At 69.0% G+C, this 15,884-nt stretch carries 13 protein-coding genes; 8 read left to right on the forward strand and 5 right to left on the reverse strand.

Features of this window, described 5'->3' with window-relative positions; translation table 11 throughout:
• The first annotated feature begins 66 nt into the window (after positions 1 to 66).
• Positions 67 to 801 carry an IclR family transcriptional regulator gene (locus CA983_RS27125; RefSeq protein ID WP_279628472.1) on the forward strand — a complete coding sequence of 245 codons (735 nt, stop codon included), beginning with the start codon at positions 67 to 69 and terminating at the stop codon, positions 799 to 801.
• 99 nt (positions 802 to 900) lie between these two features.
• A complete protein-coding gene (locus CA983_RS27130) occupies positions 901 to 1,335 on the forward strand; it encodes an SsgA family sporulation/cell division regulator (RefSeq protein WP_031115219.1) in 435 nt (144 codons plus the stop codon).
• A 107-nt stretch (positions 1,336 to 1,442) separates the two neighbouring features.
• Here the strand turns inward: CA983_RS27130 and CA983_RS27135 are convergent, their stop codons facing one another.
• The gene (locus CA983_RS27135) at positions 1,443 to 3,179 is read right to left on the reverse strand and encodes a YibE/F family protein (protein ID WP_086603461.1); all 1,737 of its coding nucleotides are present in this window, start codon (positions 3,177 to 3,179) and stop codon (positions 1,443 to 1,445) included.
• Between the two features lie 254 nt (positions 3,180 to 3,433).
• On the opposite strand from CA983_RS27135, the gene thiC reads away from it, so the two are divergent.
• Both thiC and CA983_RS27145 read left to right on the forward strand, forming a co-directional pair.
• Positions 3,434 to 5,218, forward strand: coding sequence for a phosphomethylpyrimidine synthase ThiC (gene thiC / locus CA983_RS27140; RefSeq protein WP_086603462.1), 1,785 nt, complete (start codon positions 3,434 to 3,436; stop codon positions 5,216 to 5,218).
• 136 nt (positions 5,219 to 5,354) lie between these two features.
• Entirely contained in the window at positions 5,355 to 6,458 is a 1,104-nt protein-coding gene (locus CA983_RS27145; RefSeq protein ID WP_086603463.1) for a hypothetical protein, read from the forward strand.
• Between the two features lie 110 nt (positions 6,459 to 6,568).
• Here CA983_RS27145 and CA983_RS27150 read toward each other — a convergent pair whose 3' ends face one another.
• The 3 genes from CA983_RS27150 to CA983_RS27160 all read right to left on the reverse strand — a co-directional run bounded on the left by CA983_RS27150 (position 6,569) and on the right by CA983_RS27160 (position 10,103).
• Complete coding sequence (locus CA983_RS27150) at positions 6,569 to 7,435, reverse strand: hypothetical protein (protein ID WP_086603464.1); 867 nt, start codon at positions 7,433 to 7,435, stop codon at positions 6,569 to 6,571.
• A gap of 183 nt (positions 7,436 to 7,618) precedes the next feature.
• Positions 7,619 to 8,710, reverse strand: a complete 1,092-nt coding sequence (locus CA983_RS27155; RefSeq protein WP_086603465.1) for a metallophosphoesterase family protein — start codon at positions 8,708 to 8,710, stop codon at positions 7,619 to 7,621.
• A 280-nt stretch (positions 8,711 to 8,990) separates the two neighbouring features.
• Positions 8,991 to 10,103 (reverse strand): LacI family DNA-binding transcriptional regulator, encoded by a 1,113-nt coding sequence (locus CA983_RS27160; RefSeq protein ID WP_086603466.1) that lies wholly within the window; start codon positions 10,101 to 10,103, stop codon positions 8,991 to 8,993.
• Between the two features lie 431 nt (positions 10,104 to 10,534).
• Between CA983_RS27160 and hisC the strand changes: the two genes are divergently transcribed.
• Positions 10,535 to 11,614 (forward strand): histidinol-phosphate transaminase, encoded by a 1,080-nt coding sequence (gene hisC / locus CA983_RS27165; protein ID WP_086603467.1) that lies wholly within the window; start codon positions 10,535 to 10,537, stop codon positions 11,612 to 11,614.
• A gap of 45 nt (positions 11,615 to 11,659) precedes the next feature.
• Here the strand turns inward: hisC and CA983_RS27170 are convergent, their stop codons facing one another.
• Positions 11,660 to 12,052 carry a cyclophilin-like fold protein gene (locus CA983_RS27170; protein ID WP_086603468.1) on the reverse strand — a complete coding sequence of 131 codons (393 nt, stop codon included), beginning with the start codon at positions 12,050 to 12,052 and terminating at the stop codon, positions 11,660 to 11,662.
• 141 nt (positions 12,053 to 12,193) lie between these two features.
• On the opposite strand from CA983_RS27170, the gene CA983_RS27175 reads away from it, so the two are divergent.
• The 3 genes from CA983_RS27175 to cydD all read left to right on the forward strand — a co-directional run.
• Positions 12,194 to 13,702, forward strand: a complete 1,509-nt coding sequence (locus CA983_RS27175; RefSeq protein ID WP_086603469.1) for a cytochrome ubiquinol oxidase subunit I — start codon at positions 12,194 to 12,196, stop codon at positions 13,700 to 13,702.
• Positions 13,703 to 13,722: 20 nt separating this feature from the next.
• A complete protein-coding gene (cydB, locus tag CA983_RS27180; RefSeq protein ID WP_086603470.1) occupies positions 13,723 to 14,727 on the forward strand; it encodes a cytochrome d ubiquinol oxidase subunit II in 1,005 nt (334 codons plus the stop codon).
• Positions 14,728 to 14,730: 3 nt separating this feature from the next.
• On the forward strand, positions 14,731 to 15,884 hold a 1,154-nt coding region (gene cydD / locus CA983_RS27185), incomplete at its 3' end, for a thiol reductant ABC exporter subunit CydD (protein WP_086603471.1).

Here is a 15,884-nt window from a genome sequence, read left to right on the forward strand (position 1 = left end):
CAACCCCGCTCGGCGCCCCCCTCCGAGCAATCGCCTCCCGCGACGCCACCCCCTCCGGCGACCCTCATCGGGTCGGTGCAGCGCGCGATGCGCCTGCTGGAGACCGTCGCGGCGCACGAATACGGCGCCCCCGCCAAGCAACTGGCCCGGGAGACCGGGCTGGCCCTGCCCACCACCTACCACCTGCTGCGCACCCTCGTGCACGAGGGCTATCTGAGCCGGGACAAGGGCCTGTTCTTCCTCGGCGAGGCCGCCGAGCGGCTGAGCAGCAGCGGGGCACGGCAGAAACGTCGCAGCACGGTCGTCGACGCCCTCGCGCGCTGGCGGGACACGCTCGGTGTGCCGGTGTACTACGCGGTGTACCGCGAGGGTGAGATCGAGCTCATGTGCGTCTCCGACACCCCGGCCAATCCCGCGGTCGAGGAGTGGGCCGACTTCCGGGAGACCGGGCACGCGCACGCCATCGGGCAGTGCCTGCTGTCCCAGCTGGACGAGGAGGCCCGCCGGGACCACCTCGACCGCTATCCGGTGCAGGCCCTCACGCCGTACACCGTGCGGGACAACCACAGCCTGCTGCGCCGTCTGGAGCGAGTACGGCGGATGGAACCTGTGACCGAGCGTCAGGAGTACGCCCTGGGCGCCGTGTGCGCGGCGATTCCGCTCACCCTCGGCACCACGGCCGCCACGATGGCCATCTCCCTGCCCGCCCACCAGGAGCACCGACTGCTCCCGGCGGCCCGGCAGTTGCAGAGCGAGATCGGGAGTCTGCTCGGGTCGCTCGCGCTCTCTATCAGTATGTGAAAACTCACTCCTTGTGATCTGCTGTGTACGTTCAGCAAGATTCCACCAAGTGTCAGAGGTACGTTCCCGGCCAGTCCACGGCGAATGACGGGGTTAGCGATGCGCGAGTCCGTACAGGCAGAGGTCATGATGAGCTTTCTCGTGTCGGAGGAGCTCTCCTTCCGCATTCCGGTGGAGCTGCGCTATGAGACCAGTGATCCCTATGCCGTCAGGCTGACCTTCCACTTGCCCGGTGATGCCCCGGTGACGTGGGCTTTCGGCCGGGAGCTGCTGATCGACGGGGTCGGCCGGCCGTGCGGGGAGGGCGACGTGCGGGTCACGCCCGTCGAACCGGACGCGCTGGGCGAGGTGCTGATCCGGCTTCAGGTAGGCAGTGACCAGGCGCTGTTCCGGTCGTCGACGGCACCGCTGGTCGCCTTCCTCGACCGCACCGACAAGCTGGTGCCGCTGGGCCAGGAGGGCTCGCTCGCCGACTTCGACGCCCATCTCGACGAGGCCCTGGACCGCATCCTGGCGGAACAGGGCGCCGGCTGAGACATCCGTCGGCGGCATGGTGGAGGAACGCTTCACCGGATGCCGCCGAGCTGAGCAGGAACGCTTCTCCGTACGGTGGGACATATGGCTTCGGACTGCGAGAGCCGTCAGCGCTTGCGGCGCCGGCCCTTCCCCCCGCGTGCCGGGGCCGCGGCGGCCTCCACGGCAGGCTGCACGGCGGGCTGCACTCCCGGGCGGTCGGCCGAGACCACCAGCGAGGCCAGGGCCGTGGTGACCGGCACCGAGGCGACCAGACCGATCGAACCGATCAGCGTGCGCACGATCTCCTCCGCGACCAGCTCGCTGTTGGCGACCGTCCCGACACTGCTCTGCGCGATGGAGAACAGCAGGAGCAGCGGGAGGGCGGCACCCGCGTAGGCGAGGACGAGCGTGTTGACGACCGAGGCGATGTGGTCGCGGCCGATCCGGATACCCGCGCGGTAGAGGCCGCGCCAGCCCATGGACGGGTTGGCCTCGTGCAGCTCCCAGACAGCCGACGTCTGCGTGACCGTCACGTCGTCGAGCACACCCAGCGATCCGATGATGACGCCGGCGAGCAGCAGACCGCTCATGTCGATCGTCGGGTAGAGGCCGTGGATCAGACCGGTGTTGTCGTCGGTGTTACCGGTGAGCGCCGCCCAGCCGATGAACAGCGAGCCGAGAACGCCGATCAGCAGCAGTGAGATGAGGGTGCCGAGCACCGCCACGGATGTCCGGGCCGACAGGCCGTGACACAGATACAGGGCGATGAGCATGATGGCGCTCGCACCGACCACCGCCACGAGCAGCGGGTTCGAGCCCTGAAGGATCGCGGGCAGGATGAAGAGGTTCAGCACCAGGAAGCTGATGGCCAGCGCGACCAGGGCCATGACACCCCGCAGTCGCCCGACGACCACGACGGCGAGGGCGAAGATGCCGGCGAGCAGCGCCAGGGGCAGACGGCGGTTGATGTCGGTGACCGAGTACTGCAGGTCCCTCGGCGCGGAGGGCTCGTAGGCGACCACGACCTCCTGGCCCTCTTCCAACTGGCGGGACTGATCCGGCTGGACGATCTCGGTGAAGGTACGGCCCTTGTCCTTGCCGCTGTCGACCCGGATCGTCGCCCGCTTGCAGGTGCCGTTCTCCTGCTGCACCGCGGAGGAGCCCTCGGCGGTGGAGGTGTCGCCGGTCGACGGGACACCCGAGGCGCCGGCCTCCTTGCAGCTCACCTCCACGACCTTGGTGACCGAGGCCTGCTGCGTCTGCCGGTCGAAGCCGACGCCGGTGCGCTCGTGCGGTGGGGCGCCGCCCGGCCACAGCACGGCGAGACCGATCAGCACGGCGGCGGCGAAGGGGATCAGGACGGCCGCGATGACCTTGCGCAGGTGCAGGGAGACGGGCGTGGCAGGACCGTGGCTGTGCGAGTGCCCGTGGCCGCCGCCGGGTGCCGGGCCGGGGCCGTTTCCGTGACCGTGCCCGTCGCCTCCACCGTGACCGTGGCCGCCGCCGGGACCGTGGCCTTGGCCGTGCTCGTCGCCGCCGGCGTGACCGTGACCGTGGCCGTGGCCTTCGCCGTGTCCGTCGCCCTCACCGTGTCCGTGGCCTCCGCCGGGCCTGTCGCCCTCTCCGGGGCCGGGACCGTGCCAGCCTCCGGAGCCGGGACCGTACGCACCGGACAGGCCGGATGGACCGGCACCCCGCCCGTTCTCGGGGCCGGTCCTGTGCCCCTGCGCCTGCCCCCGGGCAGGACCGAGCCCGCCGGGGTCGGCGAAATCGTGCTCGTGCCCACGGCCGTTGCCGTTGCCGGCGCCGGATCCGCGGGGCGGTTCGGGCGGTGGGTAAGGAGGACGCTGCGTCGTGGTCACCGACCGATCATCCCAAGAACGAGGGGGGCCCTCTGTTCACCGCGCCAGAATTGCCGCTAGCGTGGAGGCACCTTTTGTACACGCGGGAGCTCGGAGCACCGGGCTGAGAGGGCGCTGACCTCCGTCCCAGCGATGTTTCACATGAAACATCACCGAAGTCGAGTGATGTTTCACACGGAACGTCGGCAGACGGAAGCCGCTGCGTCGACCGCCGAACCTGTTACCGGGTAATGCCGGCGTAGGGAGTAGGTCTCATGACCAACAAGGACGCACGCACGCCTGCCTCCGTTCAGGACGCACAGTCCGAGGAGGCCGGAAAGTCCATCGGCTGGCACAAGGCGTACGTCGAGGGCTCTCGCCCCGACCTGCGCGTGCCGGTCCGGCAGGTGCATCTCACCAACGGGCAGTCGGTCACGCTGTACGACACGTCGGGCCCGTACACCGATCCGCTCGTCGACACCGACGTCCGCAGGGGCCTGTCGCCGCTGCGCGAGAACTGGATCATCGCCCGTGGCGACACCGAGGAGTACGCGGGCCGACCCGTCCGTCCCGAGGACGACGGCATCAAGCACACCTCACCGCGCGGCGGCCTCCGCAACCTCGACGCGGTCTTCCCCGGCCGGCCGCGTCAGCCGCGCCGCGGCAAGGACGGCAAGGCGGTCACGCAGCTCGCGTACGCCCGCCGCGGCGAGATCACGCCCGAGATGGAGTACGTGGCCATCCGGGAGAACGTTTCGCCCGAGGTGGTCCGTGATGAGATCGCGGCGGGCCGGGCGGTGCTGCCGGCCAACGTCAACCACCCGGAGATCGAGCCGATGATCATCGGCAAGCGGTTCCTGGTGAAGGTCAACGCCAACATCGGCAACTCGGCGGTGACGTCCTCCATCGAGGAGGAGGTCGAGAAGATGACCTGGGCGACCCGCTGGGGCGCCGACACGGTCATGGACCTGTCCACCGGCCGCAACATCCACACCACGCGCGAGTGGGTGCTGCGCAACTCCCCCGTTCCCATCGGCACCGTGCCGCTCTACCAGGCCCTGGAGAAGGTCGACGGCCGGGCCGAGGAGCTGACCTGGGACATCTACAAGGACACGGTCATCGAACAGGCCGAACAGGGCGTGGACTACATGACGGTGCACGCGGGTGTCCGCCTGGCGTACGTGCCGCTGACGGCCAACCGCAAGACCGGCATCGTCTCGCGCGGTGGCTCGATCATGGCCGCCTGGTGCCTCGCGCACCACAAGGAGTCGTTCCTGTACGACAACTTCGAGGAGCTCTGCGAGATCCTCGCCGCGTACGACGTCACGTACTCCCTCGGCGACGGCCTGCGGCCGGGCTCGATCGCGGACGCCAACGACGAGGCGCAGTTCGCGGAACTGCGGACTCTCGGGGAACTCAACCGGATCGCGAAGCGTTTCAACGTACAGACCATGATCGAAGGCCCGGGCCACATCCCGATGCACAAGATCAAGGAGAACATCGACCTTCAGCAGGAGATCTGCGATGAAGCTCCGTTCTATACGCTCGGCCCGCTGACCACGGACGTCGCGCCGGCGTACGACCACATCACCTCCGGCATCGGTGCCGCGATGATCGCCTGGTGGGGCACGGCCATGCTGTGTTACGTCACGCCCAAGGAACACCTGGGCCTGCCGAACCGTGACGACGTCAAGACCGGCGTCATCACCTACAAGATCGCCGCCCACGCAGCGGATCTCGCCAAGGGACACCCGGGTGCCCAGGAGTGGGACGACGCGCTGTCCGACGCCCGTTTCGAGTTCCGGTGGGAGGACCAGTTCAACCTGGCCCTCGACCCGGACACGGCACGGGAGTTCCACGACGAGACCCTGCCGGCGGAGCCCGCCAAGACGGCTCACTTCTGCTCGATGTGCGGTCCCAAGTTCTGCAGCATGAAGATCTCGCAGGACATCCGCCGTGAACACGGCGGCACCCAGGCCGAGATCGAGGACGGCATGGCCCAGAAGTCGAAGGAGTTCGCGGCGAGCGGGAACCGCGTGTACCTGCCCATCGCGGACTGATCCGTCCGCGCACAGGCCGGGGGCCGGTTGGCGCCGGTCCCCTGGCCTGTCGAGCGGATCCGGCCCGCGGCACTGATCGCGTAACGGAAACGGCACGATGTCGCCTGTCCGCTCCAAGATCCCTAGTGTCGCCGGCATGGATGGGATCGATGTGGTCAACGGCGTCGTGGGCGCTGTACTAGGCATGTTGTTCGCCGTGCTGTTCCAGCAGCCGCTCCAGGACGCGTGGTACCGCCTGCGCAGACGTTCGACGAGCGCGATCCGCAGCCTGGGCCGGCGGGACGAGTCGGCGCCCGCCTGGCAGGCGTTCTCCCTCGGCCCGCTCCAGACGTCCGCCCTGATCGTCGAGGGCGACGGAGAGCTGCCCATATCGCCCGGAACCGTCCACGTGCACGTACTGGACGAGGAGGTGAGGCTGCCCTCGGACATGGCCGGCTGGCGGGACGAGATCGCCGAGGAGAGCGAGCGCCTGCAAGCCGAGGGACGCACACCCCTGTGGAACGGCCCCCGGTACGCGGTCGAATCCCTCGACATCTCCCGTACGGCCCTGGAGGAGCGACCCGAAGTCCACCTGAGGCTGCGGCCGACCGATTACTACACCTTCCTCGCCGCGCAGCAACTCGACCGCCGGCTCCCGGACGGCACGACACCCAGGTCGCGCTATCTGGACCCGGACGCGCCGCTCAAGGCTCCGGCCTTCCTCCAGTGCAGCCTGGGGGTCAACGTCGCGGTCGTCACCGCGGACGACATGCTCGTGGTGACTCAGCGCAGCGACCGGGTCCGGATGTCACCGGGCGTCTGGAACTCCTCCGTCAACGAAGGACTGTCACGCCACATCGACTCATCGGGGAGGAACGCACCGGACCTGCACGCGGTGGCCCGCCGCGGCATGCGGGAGGAACTGTCCCTGGAGGCCCACGAGTACACGCTCGAGCTGCTGGCCTTCGTGCTGGACGTGGACAGGAGGGGCTGGAGCGCGCACTTCTACGCGAGGTTGCGGGAGCTCAAGAGCACGGATCTGCAAGCCCGGATGAGCAGGGGCGTCGCCGACCGCTGGGAGCATCAGACCATCGACTTCGTCCCCTTCCGGCCGACGACGGTGGTCAGATACCTGCTGCGCGACGACCGCGTGCACCGGTGGGCTTCGACGGCCCCGGCGCTGTACCACCTCGCGCTGGTGCATGCCTTCAGCCGTCGCACGGTCGAGCGGGTCGAGGCACAGATCCTCCGCCGCCTGTGAAGCCACCGACCGCATGGATCCGGTGCCGCAGGGCCCGGTGTCCGGCTTGCGCTCCCTGAGTTGCTCCCGGGAGCGCAAGCCGACGGACGCTGCGAAAGGGCGCCGGCCGGCTACTCCGGCTGGTGCTCCGGTCCTCCGAAGTCCGGGCTGGTGTAGTCCGGGCTGCTGAAGCTCGGCCGCGAGCCGCGGTTGCCGTCCTCCGGGCTGGTGAAACCCGGGCGGTCGTAGCCGAGGTGCGGCATGCGGCTGACCGGCGTGGACGGGGAGGTGTGGTGCAGCGCGGCGGTCGAGTTCGGGTCGACGAGGGCCTCCCGGAGGAAGGGCAGGATGCCGCGTTCCAGCAGGGCCTCGCGCCAGGCCTCCCTGGCCCGGTCCACCTCCCCTTGCAGTTCGCCGTGCCGGTCGCCCTCGGCCGTCGGCTTGTTGCCCAGGGCTGTGATCAGCAGTCCCACCGCGGCGACGAGGATCGCGACCGCGGTCACGGCACCGAACACCCAGCCCGTGGTGAGCATGGTCCGGGCGAACGCCTGCTCGGGGTTGAGCATCTGGAGGATGTAGCCGACGAGCAGGAAGATCGCCGCGGCGGTTCCGGCCAGTACGGGGGCGAGGACGGCGACGACGGCGACGGCGCCCGCGCCGGCGGTCTCGGCGACCTCGCCCATGGTGGCGGCGAGGCCCGCCGCGCCCGTGTCCGGCTCGGAGGAGCCGGATTCGCGCACGGCCGATCGGTGGGACGGCGCCGGCTGGCGCATTTCCTCACGGACCTTGACGTAGTGCTGGTATTCGGTCGCCGCGGCCGCCGTGATGAGCGCGGTGGCGTTCAGCGCCATGGTGCGCAGTTGTTCGGGGTTGAGCCGCTGTCCGACAGCGGCCAGTTCCGGACGGTGTGGTGCGGAGCGCAGCGCCTCATCGAGGATCCGCTCGTATTCCTGGCGGTCCTCGCTCAGCAGGTGCTGCGGAACGCTGTTCATGTGCATCCCCCGATGCTCCGTAGGGCTTGGGGCTCGGCATGCTGACGAGCCGTCGGGCAGAAACGGAGGGGAGCCTGCTACGGATAAGCCGATGGTAGAGCCGTGAAGGTGGGCGGTGACAGGGGGTTTACCGAAATTGGCCCCTCACCGGTCCGGTCCTGTGACGGCAAACGCCTGCCCGGTGAACGTTCACGTACCCAGCGGCAGTTGCTGGACCAGCAGCTTTCCGGCCATGGTCACGCCGCCGTCCATGGCGATGGCGAGTCCGTCGGCGTAGACGTGCGGTCCCTCGACCACGGGGTCGGAGTTGTCCTCGTCGTCCTCGGAGCCGACCTCGCCCAGCAGATAGGGAATCGGGCTGTGACCGTGAACGATGCGGGTGCCCCCGTACGTATCGAGCAGGGTGCGTACGGCGTCCGCGCCGCCCTCGTCGCGGAAGGAGAACCGCTTGGTGAACTTGCGGAACAGGTCCCAGACCTCGTCCGCGTCGTTGCGCGTGAGCGTCTCTCGGACGGTGTCGTTGACCTCCTCGATGGAGCGGCCGTAGTCGAGGTAGGCGGTGGTGTCGGAGTGGACGAGCAGGTGGCCGTCGACCTCCTCGACGGCGTCCAGACGGGCCATCCACTGCAGGTGGTGGTCCTGGAGGCGGTCCATGTCGGTCTTCTGGCCGCCGTTGAGCAGCCAGGCCGCCTGGAAAGTGGCGGTGCCCGCGCCGGAGTTGACGGGGGTGTCGCCGAACCGCTTCGCGCCGAGCAACAGCAGCTCGTGGTTGCCCATGAGCGCCTTGCAGTAGCCGCCCGCCGCGGCGGCCTCGGCGGACAGCCGCATCACCAGGTCGATGACGCCGATGCCGTCCGGGCCGCGGTCGGTGAAGTCGCCGAGGAACCACAGCCGGGCGGTGCCCGCGCACCAGTTGCCTGCGGCGTCGAGGAGGCCCTTCTCCTGGAGGGCGGCCACCAGCTCGTCGAGGTAGCCGTGCACGTCGCCCACGACGTACAGCGGGCCCTGCCCGGTGTCGGCCTGCGGAGCTGCGGCGGCCTCGGGGTCGACCGTCACCTGGACGGTGTCGCCCCGGTTGATCACGGGCAGATCGCGCTCGGTCGGCGTGTACCCCTCGGGGTAGGTCTCCTCGGGCGGCGGGGCGACCTCGCCGGGGTGGGCGCTGTGGACGTACGGACCGGCCTCGTGGACGTACGCGGGCACCCGGAAGTCGCGCAGCGTCGCCGTCCGCTCCACCTCGGGTCCCTGACCGGCCCCCTGAGTCATCGACCCCTCCACCATCGCGCCGCATCTGCACCGCATCGGACTGCCTGGTCGTAGCGGCCCGTCGGTGTCGTGGGCCCATCATAGGAATGCGGATCGCGCCATGTGATGACCCAGGGGTGGTGAATCAGAGCAAGAGTCCAGTTCACCGCGGCTTTCGCCCCGATTGGGCCGGGCTTTGACCACCGTGTGACCGTCCTCGCTTTCCTTCTCTTCGCGAGAACGATCCCTTCTCTCCGGGGGACCGGCCCTGTTTCTCCCCAGGAGTGCGAACTTCCCTTTGCCCGGGTGTACCGGTCTACGTCTCCTCGGGTGACCGAGGCGGGCTGACCGTCGTGCGCGGCGGGCGCCGCTGGGACGACGTGCGCACGATCAGCTCCGTCGGTATCACCTGCTCCACCGGACGGTCAGAATCCGCTCCCTCGATGGCGTCGATGAGGAGCTGCACCACCGCTGTGCCGATGCGGCGCGGTTTCAGGGAGAGCGTGGTGATGGGCGGATCGGTGTTGGCGTACACGGTGGACTCGCTGCAACAGACCAGCAGCAGGTCGTCCGGCACGCGCAGGCCGTAGCGGCGGGCGGCGGCGAGCAGGTCGGTGCCGTTCGGGTCGAACAGCCCGTAGACCGCGTCGGGCCGGTCGGGGCGGGCCAGGAGTCGGTCGGCGGCGACCGCGCCCGCGCACGGATCGTGCGCCGGGTAGGCCTCGTACACCGGTTCCTGGCCGACGCGCTCGCACCAGCGCAGGTACGCGGTGGTCGACAGGTGGGTGTACGTGTCGGTCGTCGTGCCGGTCAGCAGGCCGATGCGGCGGGCGCCGGCCTCGGCCAGGTGGTCGAGGATGCCGAGGACGGCGGCCTCGTGGTCGTTGTCGACCCAGGCCGTGACCGGAAGCGAGCCGGCCGGGCGGCCGTCGGAGACGACCGGCAGACCCTGCCGGACGAGTTCGCTGACCACCGGGTCCTGGTCTGAGGGGTCGATGACGACCGTGCCGTCCAGGGCGACGTTCGACCACACGTCGTGGCGGGAGGTCGCGGGCAGGATCACGAGGGCGTAGCCGCGGGCGAGCGCGGCGGAGGTGGCGGCCCGCGCCATCTCGGCGAAGTAGGCGAACTCGGTGAAGGTGAAAGGTTCATCCCCGTACGTCGTCACGGTCAGGCCGATGAGTCCCGACTTGCCGGTACGGAGGGTCCGGGCGGCGGCCGAGGGGCGGTAGCCCAGCCGGTCGGCGACTTCGCGGACATGGCGCCGGGTGGCGTCCGGGAGCCGGCCCTTGCCGTTGAGGGCGTCGGAGACGGTCGTGATGGACACTCCGGCGGCGGCGGCCACGTCTCTGATACCCGCCCGACCCGGCCGACTGCCTCGACGTGAGGTTTCCGCGCGGCTCACCTGGTGCTTCCCTGCTGCTGTCATGGCGAGCCGATAGTAGGGCTCATGCGGTGGGGTAGTGCGGACGCATATGCACGCGTTGACAGGCACGTTTCTGCATGATCATTTAGCCTCAATTGCCTTGGAAAGCGAGGGCGTTGAGCGCTCCTATGCCAGTAGGTGACTTGTCGGCCCGCACGGGCCTGCCAAGTGGCCGATGTTGCGAAGAGGTCTCAACTCACCTGCACGGGGGATGCGCGCCACGGCGTGCACCACCGGCGCGTAGATATATGTGCGGCGCGCCCCTGGATTCATACGCCTTCGTACAGCGATGCCCCTGATGCCGGTGGGACGCAGGAGGCCGGCGTTCGTTGCTCCGTCGCGGCTATACGCAGCGGCGCCGAATCCTCATAAGGTGAGGAGTATTGGATGTCGGCGGCGGTCATGGGCCGCCGGTCTTCGCGAGGAGGACTGCGGTGAGCGAGACGAGCCCCAAGCTGCGCGCCGAGCTGGAGGGGATCCCCACCTACAAGCCGGGCAAGCCGGCCGCGGCGGGTGGGCCCGTGGCCTACAAGCTGTCCTCCAACGAGAACCCCTACCCCCCGCTGCCGGGCGTGATGGAGACGGTGACGGCGGCGGCCTGCAACTTCAACCGCTACCCGGACATGGCCTGTACCGGGCTGATGAACGAGCTGTCCGAGCGGTTCGGCGTGCCCCTCTCCCACCTGGCCACCGGCACCGGGTCGGTCGGTGTCGCCCAGCAGCTGATCCAGGCCACCTCCGGCCCCGGCGACGAGGTCATCTACGCCTGGCGGTCCTTCGAGGCGTACCCGATCATCACGCAGATCAGCGGCGCCACGTCGGTGCAGGTGCCTCTGACGTCCGGTGATGTGCACGACCTCGACGCGATGGCCGACGCGATCACCGACCGAACCCGGCTGATCTTCGTCTGCAACCCCAACAACCCGACGGGCACGGTCGTGCGGCGAGCGGAGCTGGAGCGCTTCCTCGACCGGGTGCCCGGTGATGTGCTGGTCGTGCTCGACGAGGCCTACCGCGAGTTCATCCGCGATCCCGAGGTGCCGGACGGTGTCGAGCTCTACCGCCACCGGCCCAACGTCTGCGTCCTGCGGACCTTCTCCAAGGCGTACGGCCTCGCCGGTCTGCGCGTCGGGTTCGCCATCGCCCACGAGCCGGTGGCCGCCGCGCTGCGCAAGACGGCGGTCCCGTTCGGGGTGAGCCAGCTCGCGCAGGAGGCGGCGATCGCCTCGCTGCGTGCCGAGGACGAACTGCTCGGCCGGGTCGGCTCGCTGGTGTGTGAGCGCACGCGCGTGGTCGACGGGCTGCGCGCCCAGGGCTGGACGGTGCCCGAGACCCAGGCCAACTTCGTGTGGCTGCGGCTGGGGGAGCGCACGGTCCCGTTCGCGGAGGCGTGCGAGCAGGCGGGCGTGGTGATCCGGCCGTTCCCGGGCGAGGGTGTGCGGGTCACGGTCGGGGAGACCGAGGCGAACGACATCTTCCTGAAGGTGGCGGAAGGGTTTCGCAAGGAGCTCTAAGAGCTCCAGGAGCTGAGAAGGAACCGCTGTGCGAGCCGGTCGGCGCTAGTCGCCGGCCGGCTCCACGCGTATCGGGTCGCCGTCCCGCACGGTCGCGAGCAGGCGGGGGTCGCCGTCGACGCGGCCCAGGACGTTGCACGGGCTCGCGAGGCGGCACTCGCCGCCCTGCGAGAGGGGCGTGGGGCCGTAGGGCAGGGCGAGGGCGTCGCCGTCGGTCCAGAAGGCGACCGTGCCCGGTTCTACGACCTGCCGGGCGTCTGTTTCACGTGAAACCGACAGTCCTGTGTCGAAGAACACCTCTTCGCCCCAGGTCCGGGCGGTCGAGACGAAGGGCAGCGTCTTGGCGAGTGCCTGGCTGGTCGGTGTGTCGTCGAGGGTCGCGGTGAGGTGGCCTGCGGGCCAGGAAATCCGTATCTGGAGCGGCGTCCGTGTCTGCATGCCGCAGATTCAACAATATGTTGAAGTCCGCGCCAAGAGGTTGACCGCGACCGGGGGACCCCCTCAACGGCTCGAAAGTCCGTGCTGCATAATGGCTTGTGAATGTGAACGCTTTCACAAGCGTAGGTAAGGAGCGGCGACGTGGACCTCGCTTTGGCGCCGGAGACCCTGGCGCGATGGCAGTTCGGCATCACCACCGTCTACCACTTTCTGTTCGTCCCCCTGACGATCTCGCTGGCCGCCCTCACGGCCGGACTGCAGACCGCCTGGGTGCGGACGGAGAGGGAGAAGTACCTCCGGGCGACGAAGTTCTGGGGCAAGCTCTTCCTGATCAACATCGCGATGGGTGTGGTCACCGGCATCGTGCAGGAGTTCCAGTTCGGCATGAACTGGTCCGACTACTCGCGCTTCGTCGGTGACGTCTTCGGCGCGCCGCTCGCCTTCGAGGCCCTGATCGCCTTCTTCTTCGAGTCCACCTTCATCGGCCTGTGGATCTTCGGCTGGGACAAGTTGCCCAAGAAGATCCACCTGGCCTGCATATGGATGGTCTCGATCGGCACGATCCTGTCGGCGTACTTCATCCTCGCGGCCAACTCCTGGATGCAGCACCCGGTCGGCTACCGGATCAACGAGGCCAAGGGGCGGGCGGAGCTCACCGACTTCTGGCTGGTGCTGACCCAGAACACCGCGCTCGCCCAGGTCTTCCACACGCTCACCGCGGCCTTCCTGACCGGCGGCGCCTTCATGGTCGGCATCGCCGCCTTCCACCTGGTCCGCAAGAAGCACGTCCCCGTGATGAAGACCTCGCTGCGACTGGGCCTGGTCACCGTCGTCGTCGGCGGTCTGCTCACCGCGGTCAGCGGCGACGTTCTCGGCAAGATCATGTACCAGCAGCAGCCGATGAAGATGGCCGCGGCGGAGGCGCTGTGGGACGGCGAGAAGCCGGCGCCCTTCTCGGTCTTCGCCGTCGGTGACGTCGACAAGGGGCACAACAAGGTCGCCATCGAGATCCCCGGCCTGCTGTCCTTCCTCGCCAAGGACGACTTCACCTCGTTCGTGCCCGGCATCAACGACGTCAACAAGGCCGAGCAGGAGAAGTACGGGCCTGGCGACTACCGGCCCAACATCCCCGTCGCCTACTGGGGCTTCCGCTGGATGATCGGCTTCGGCATGACGTCGTTCGCCATCGGTCTGGCCGGGCTGTGGCTGACCCGCAAGAAGTTCATGCTGCCGCAGCATCTGCGGGTGGGCGAGGACGAGGTGCCGCATCTCGTGCTGCTGCCGAAGAAGGCCCTCGGTCCGACCCTCACCAAGTGGTACTGGCGCATCGCGATCCTCACCCTGGGCTTCCCGCTGATCGCCAGCTCCTGGGGCTGGATCTTCACCGAGATGGGCCGCCAGCCGTGGGTCGTCTACGGCGTGCTCCAGACCCGTCACGCGGTCTCCCCCGGTGTCTCCCAGGCCGAGGTCATCACCTCGATGGCCGTCTTCACCACGCTGTACGCGATCCTCGCCGTCGTCGAGGTCAAGCTGCTGGTCAAGTACGTCAAGGCGGGCCCGCCGGAGCTGACCGAGGCCGACCTCAACCCGCCCACGAAGATCGGCGGCGACTCCCGTGACGCCGACAAGCCGATGGCCTTCTCGTACTAGGCCGAGGGAGCTGCACAGTCATGGAACTGCACGACGTCTGGTTCGTCCTGATCGCCGTCCTGTGGACCGGCTACTTCTTCCTGGAGGGCTTCGACTTCGGAGTCGGTGTGCTCACGAAGCTGCTCGCCCGCAACCGGCCCGAGAAGCGGGTGCTGATCAACACCATCGGCCCCGTCTGGGACGGCAACGAGGTGTGGCTGCTGTCCGCGGGCGGTGCCACCTTCGCGGCCTTCCCCGAGTGGTACGCCACGCTCTTCTCCGGTTTCTACCTGCCCCTGCTGGCCATCCTGGTCTGCCTGATCGTCCGGGGTGTGGCCTTCGAGTACCGCGCCAAGCGGCCCGAGGAGCACTGGCAGCGCAACTGGGAGACGGCGATCTTCTGGACCTCGCTGATCCCCGCGTTCCTGTGGGGTGTGGCCTTCGGCAACATCGTGCACGGCGTGAAGATCGACCAGGACTTCAACTACGCCGGTGGCGTCCTGGACCTGCTCAACCCGTACGCGCTGCTCGGCGGTCTGGTCACGCTGGCGCTGTTCACCTTCCACGGGACGGTGTTCGTCGGGCTCAAGACCGTCGGGGAGATCCGGGAGCGGGCGCGGAAGCTGGCACTGCGGGTCGGTCTGGTGACCGCCCTGCTGGTCCTCGCTTTCCTGCTGTGGACGCAGTCCGACCGGGGCGACGGGGCGTCGCTCGTCGCACTGGTCGCGGCCGTGGTGTCGCTCGTCGTGTCGCTGGTCGCGGCGCGGGCGAGGCATGAGGGCTGGGCGTTCGCCCTGTCGGGGCTCACCATCGTGGCCACGGTGGCGATGCTCTTCCTGACGCTGTTCCCGAACGTCATGCCGTCGACGCTGAACCCGGACTGGAGCCTGACGGTCACCAACGCCTCGTCCAGCCCGTACACGCTGAAGATCATGACCTGGTGCGCGGCCATCGCCACTCCGGTCGTGATGGTCTACCAGGGCTGGACGTACTGGGTGTTCCGCAAGCGCATCGGTACGCAGCACATCGCCGAGACCGTGCACTGAGGTGTGTTTCACGTGAAACCAATCGATCCGCGTCTGCTCCGGTACGCCCGTGCCACCCGGGTCTTCCTGGTGGCGGTCATCGCCCTCGGGGTGATCGGGGCGGGACTGGTCATCGCCCAGGCGATGCTCATCGCCGAGGTGGTGGTCGGCGCGTTCCAGCACCGCATGACGGTGTCCGAACTCGCCACTCCCCTGCTGCTCCTGGCCGCCGTCGCGGTCGGCCGGGCGCTGGTCGGCTGGCTCACCGAGCTCGCCGCGCACCGGGCGAGCACGGCGGTGAAGTCCGAGCTGCGGGGGCGGTTGCTGGAGCGTGCCGCTCAGCTGGGGCCGGGCTGGCTGAGCGGGCAGCGCACCGGTTCGCTGGTCGCTCTGGCCACCCGGGGCGTCGACGCCCTCGACGACTACTTCTCGCGGTATCTGCCGCAGTTGGGTCTCGCGGTGGTCGTGCCGGTGGCGGTGCTGGCGCGGATCGTCACCGAGGACTGGGTCTCCGCGGCCATCATCGTGGGCACCCTGCCGCTCATCCCCGTCTTCATGGTGCTGATCGGCTGGGCCACCCAGTCGAGGATGGACCGTCAGTGGCAGCTGCTGTCGCGGTTGTCCGGGCACTTCCTGGACGTCGTCGCGGGGCTGCCGACGCTGAAGGTCTTCGGGCGGGCCAAGGCGCAGGCCGAGTCGATCCGGCGGATCACCGGCGAGTACCGGCAGGCGACCATGCGGACGCTGCGGATCGCCTTCATCTCGTCCTTCGCGCTGGAGCTGCTCGCGACGATCTCGGTGGCCCTGGTCGCCGTGACGATCGGCATGCGGCTGGTGCACGGAGAGATGGACCTGTACATCGGCCTGGTCATCCTGATCCTGGCGCCGGAGGCGTATCTGCCGTTGCGGCAGGTCGGGGCGCAGTACCACGCGGCGGCGGAGGGACTCGCCGCGGCCGAGGAGATCTTCGAGGTCCTGGAGACGCCCGTCCCGGCGTCCGGCTCCGAGGCCGCGCCGGAGGGTGCGCTCTCCTTCGAGGGCGTGACCGTCCGGTACCCGGAGCGTTCGGCGGACGCCGTTTCGGACGTGTCCTTCACTGTCGAGCCCGGGGAGACGGTCGCCCTCGTCGGGCCGAGTGGCGCCGGCAAGTCGACGCTGCTCAACGCCCTGCTGGGGTT

The sequence above is a fragment of the Streptomyces swartbergensis genome, from assembly GCF_002148965.1.
GTDB lineage: Bacteria > Actinomycetota > Actinomycetes > Streptomycetales > Streptomycetaceae > Streptomyces > Streptomyces swartbergensis.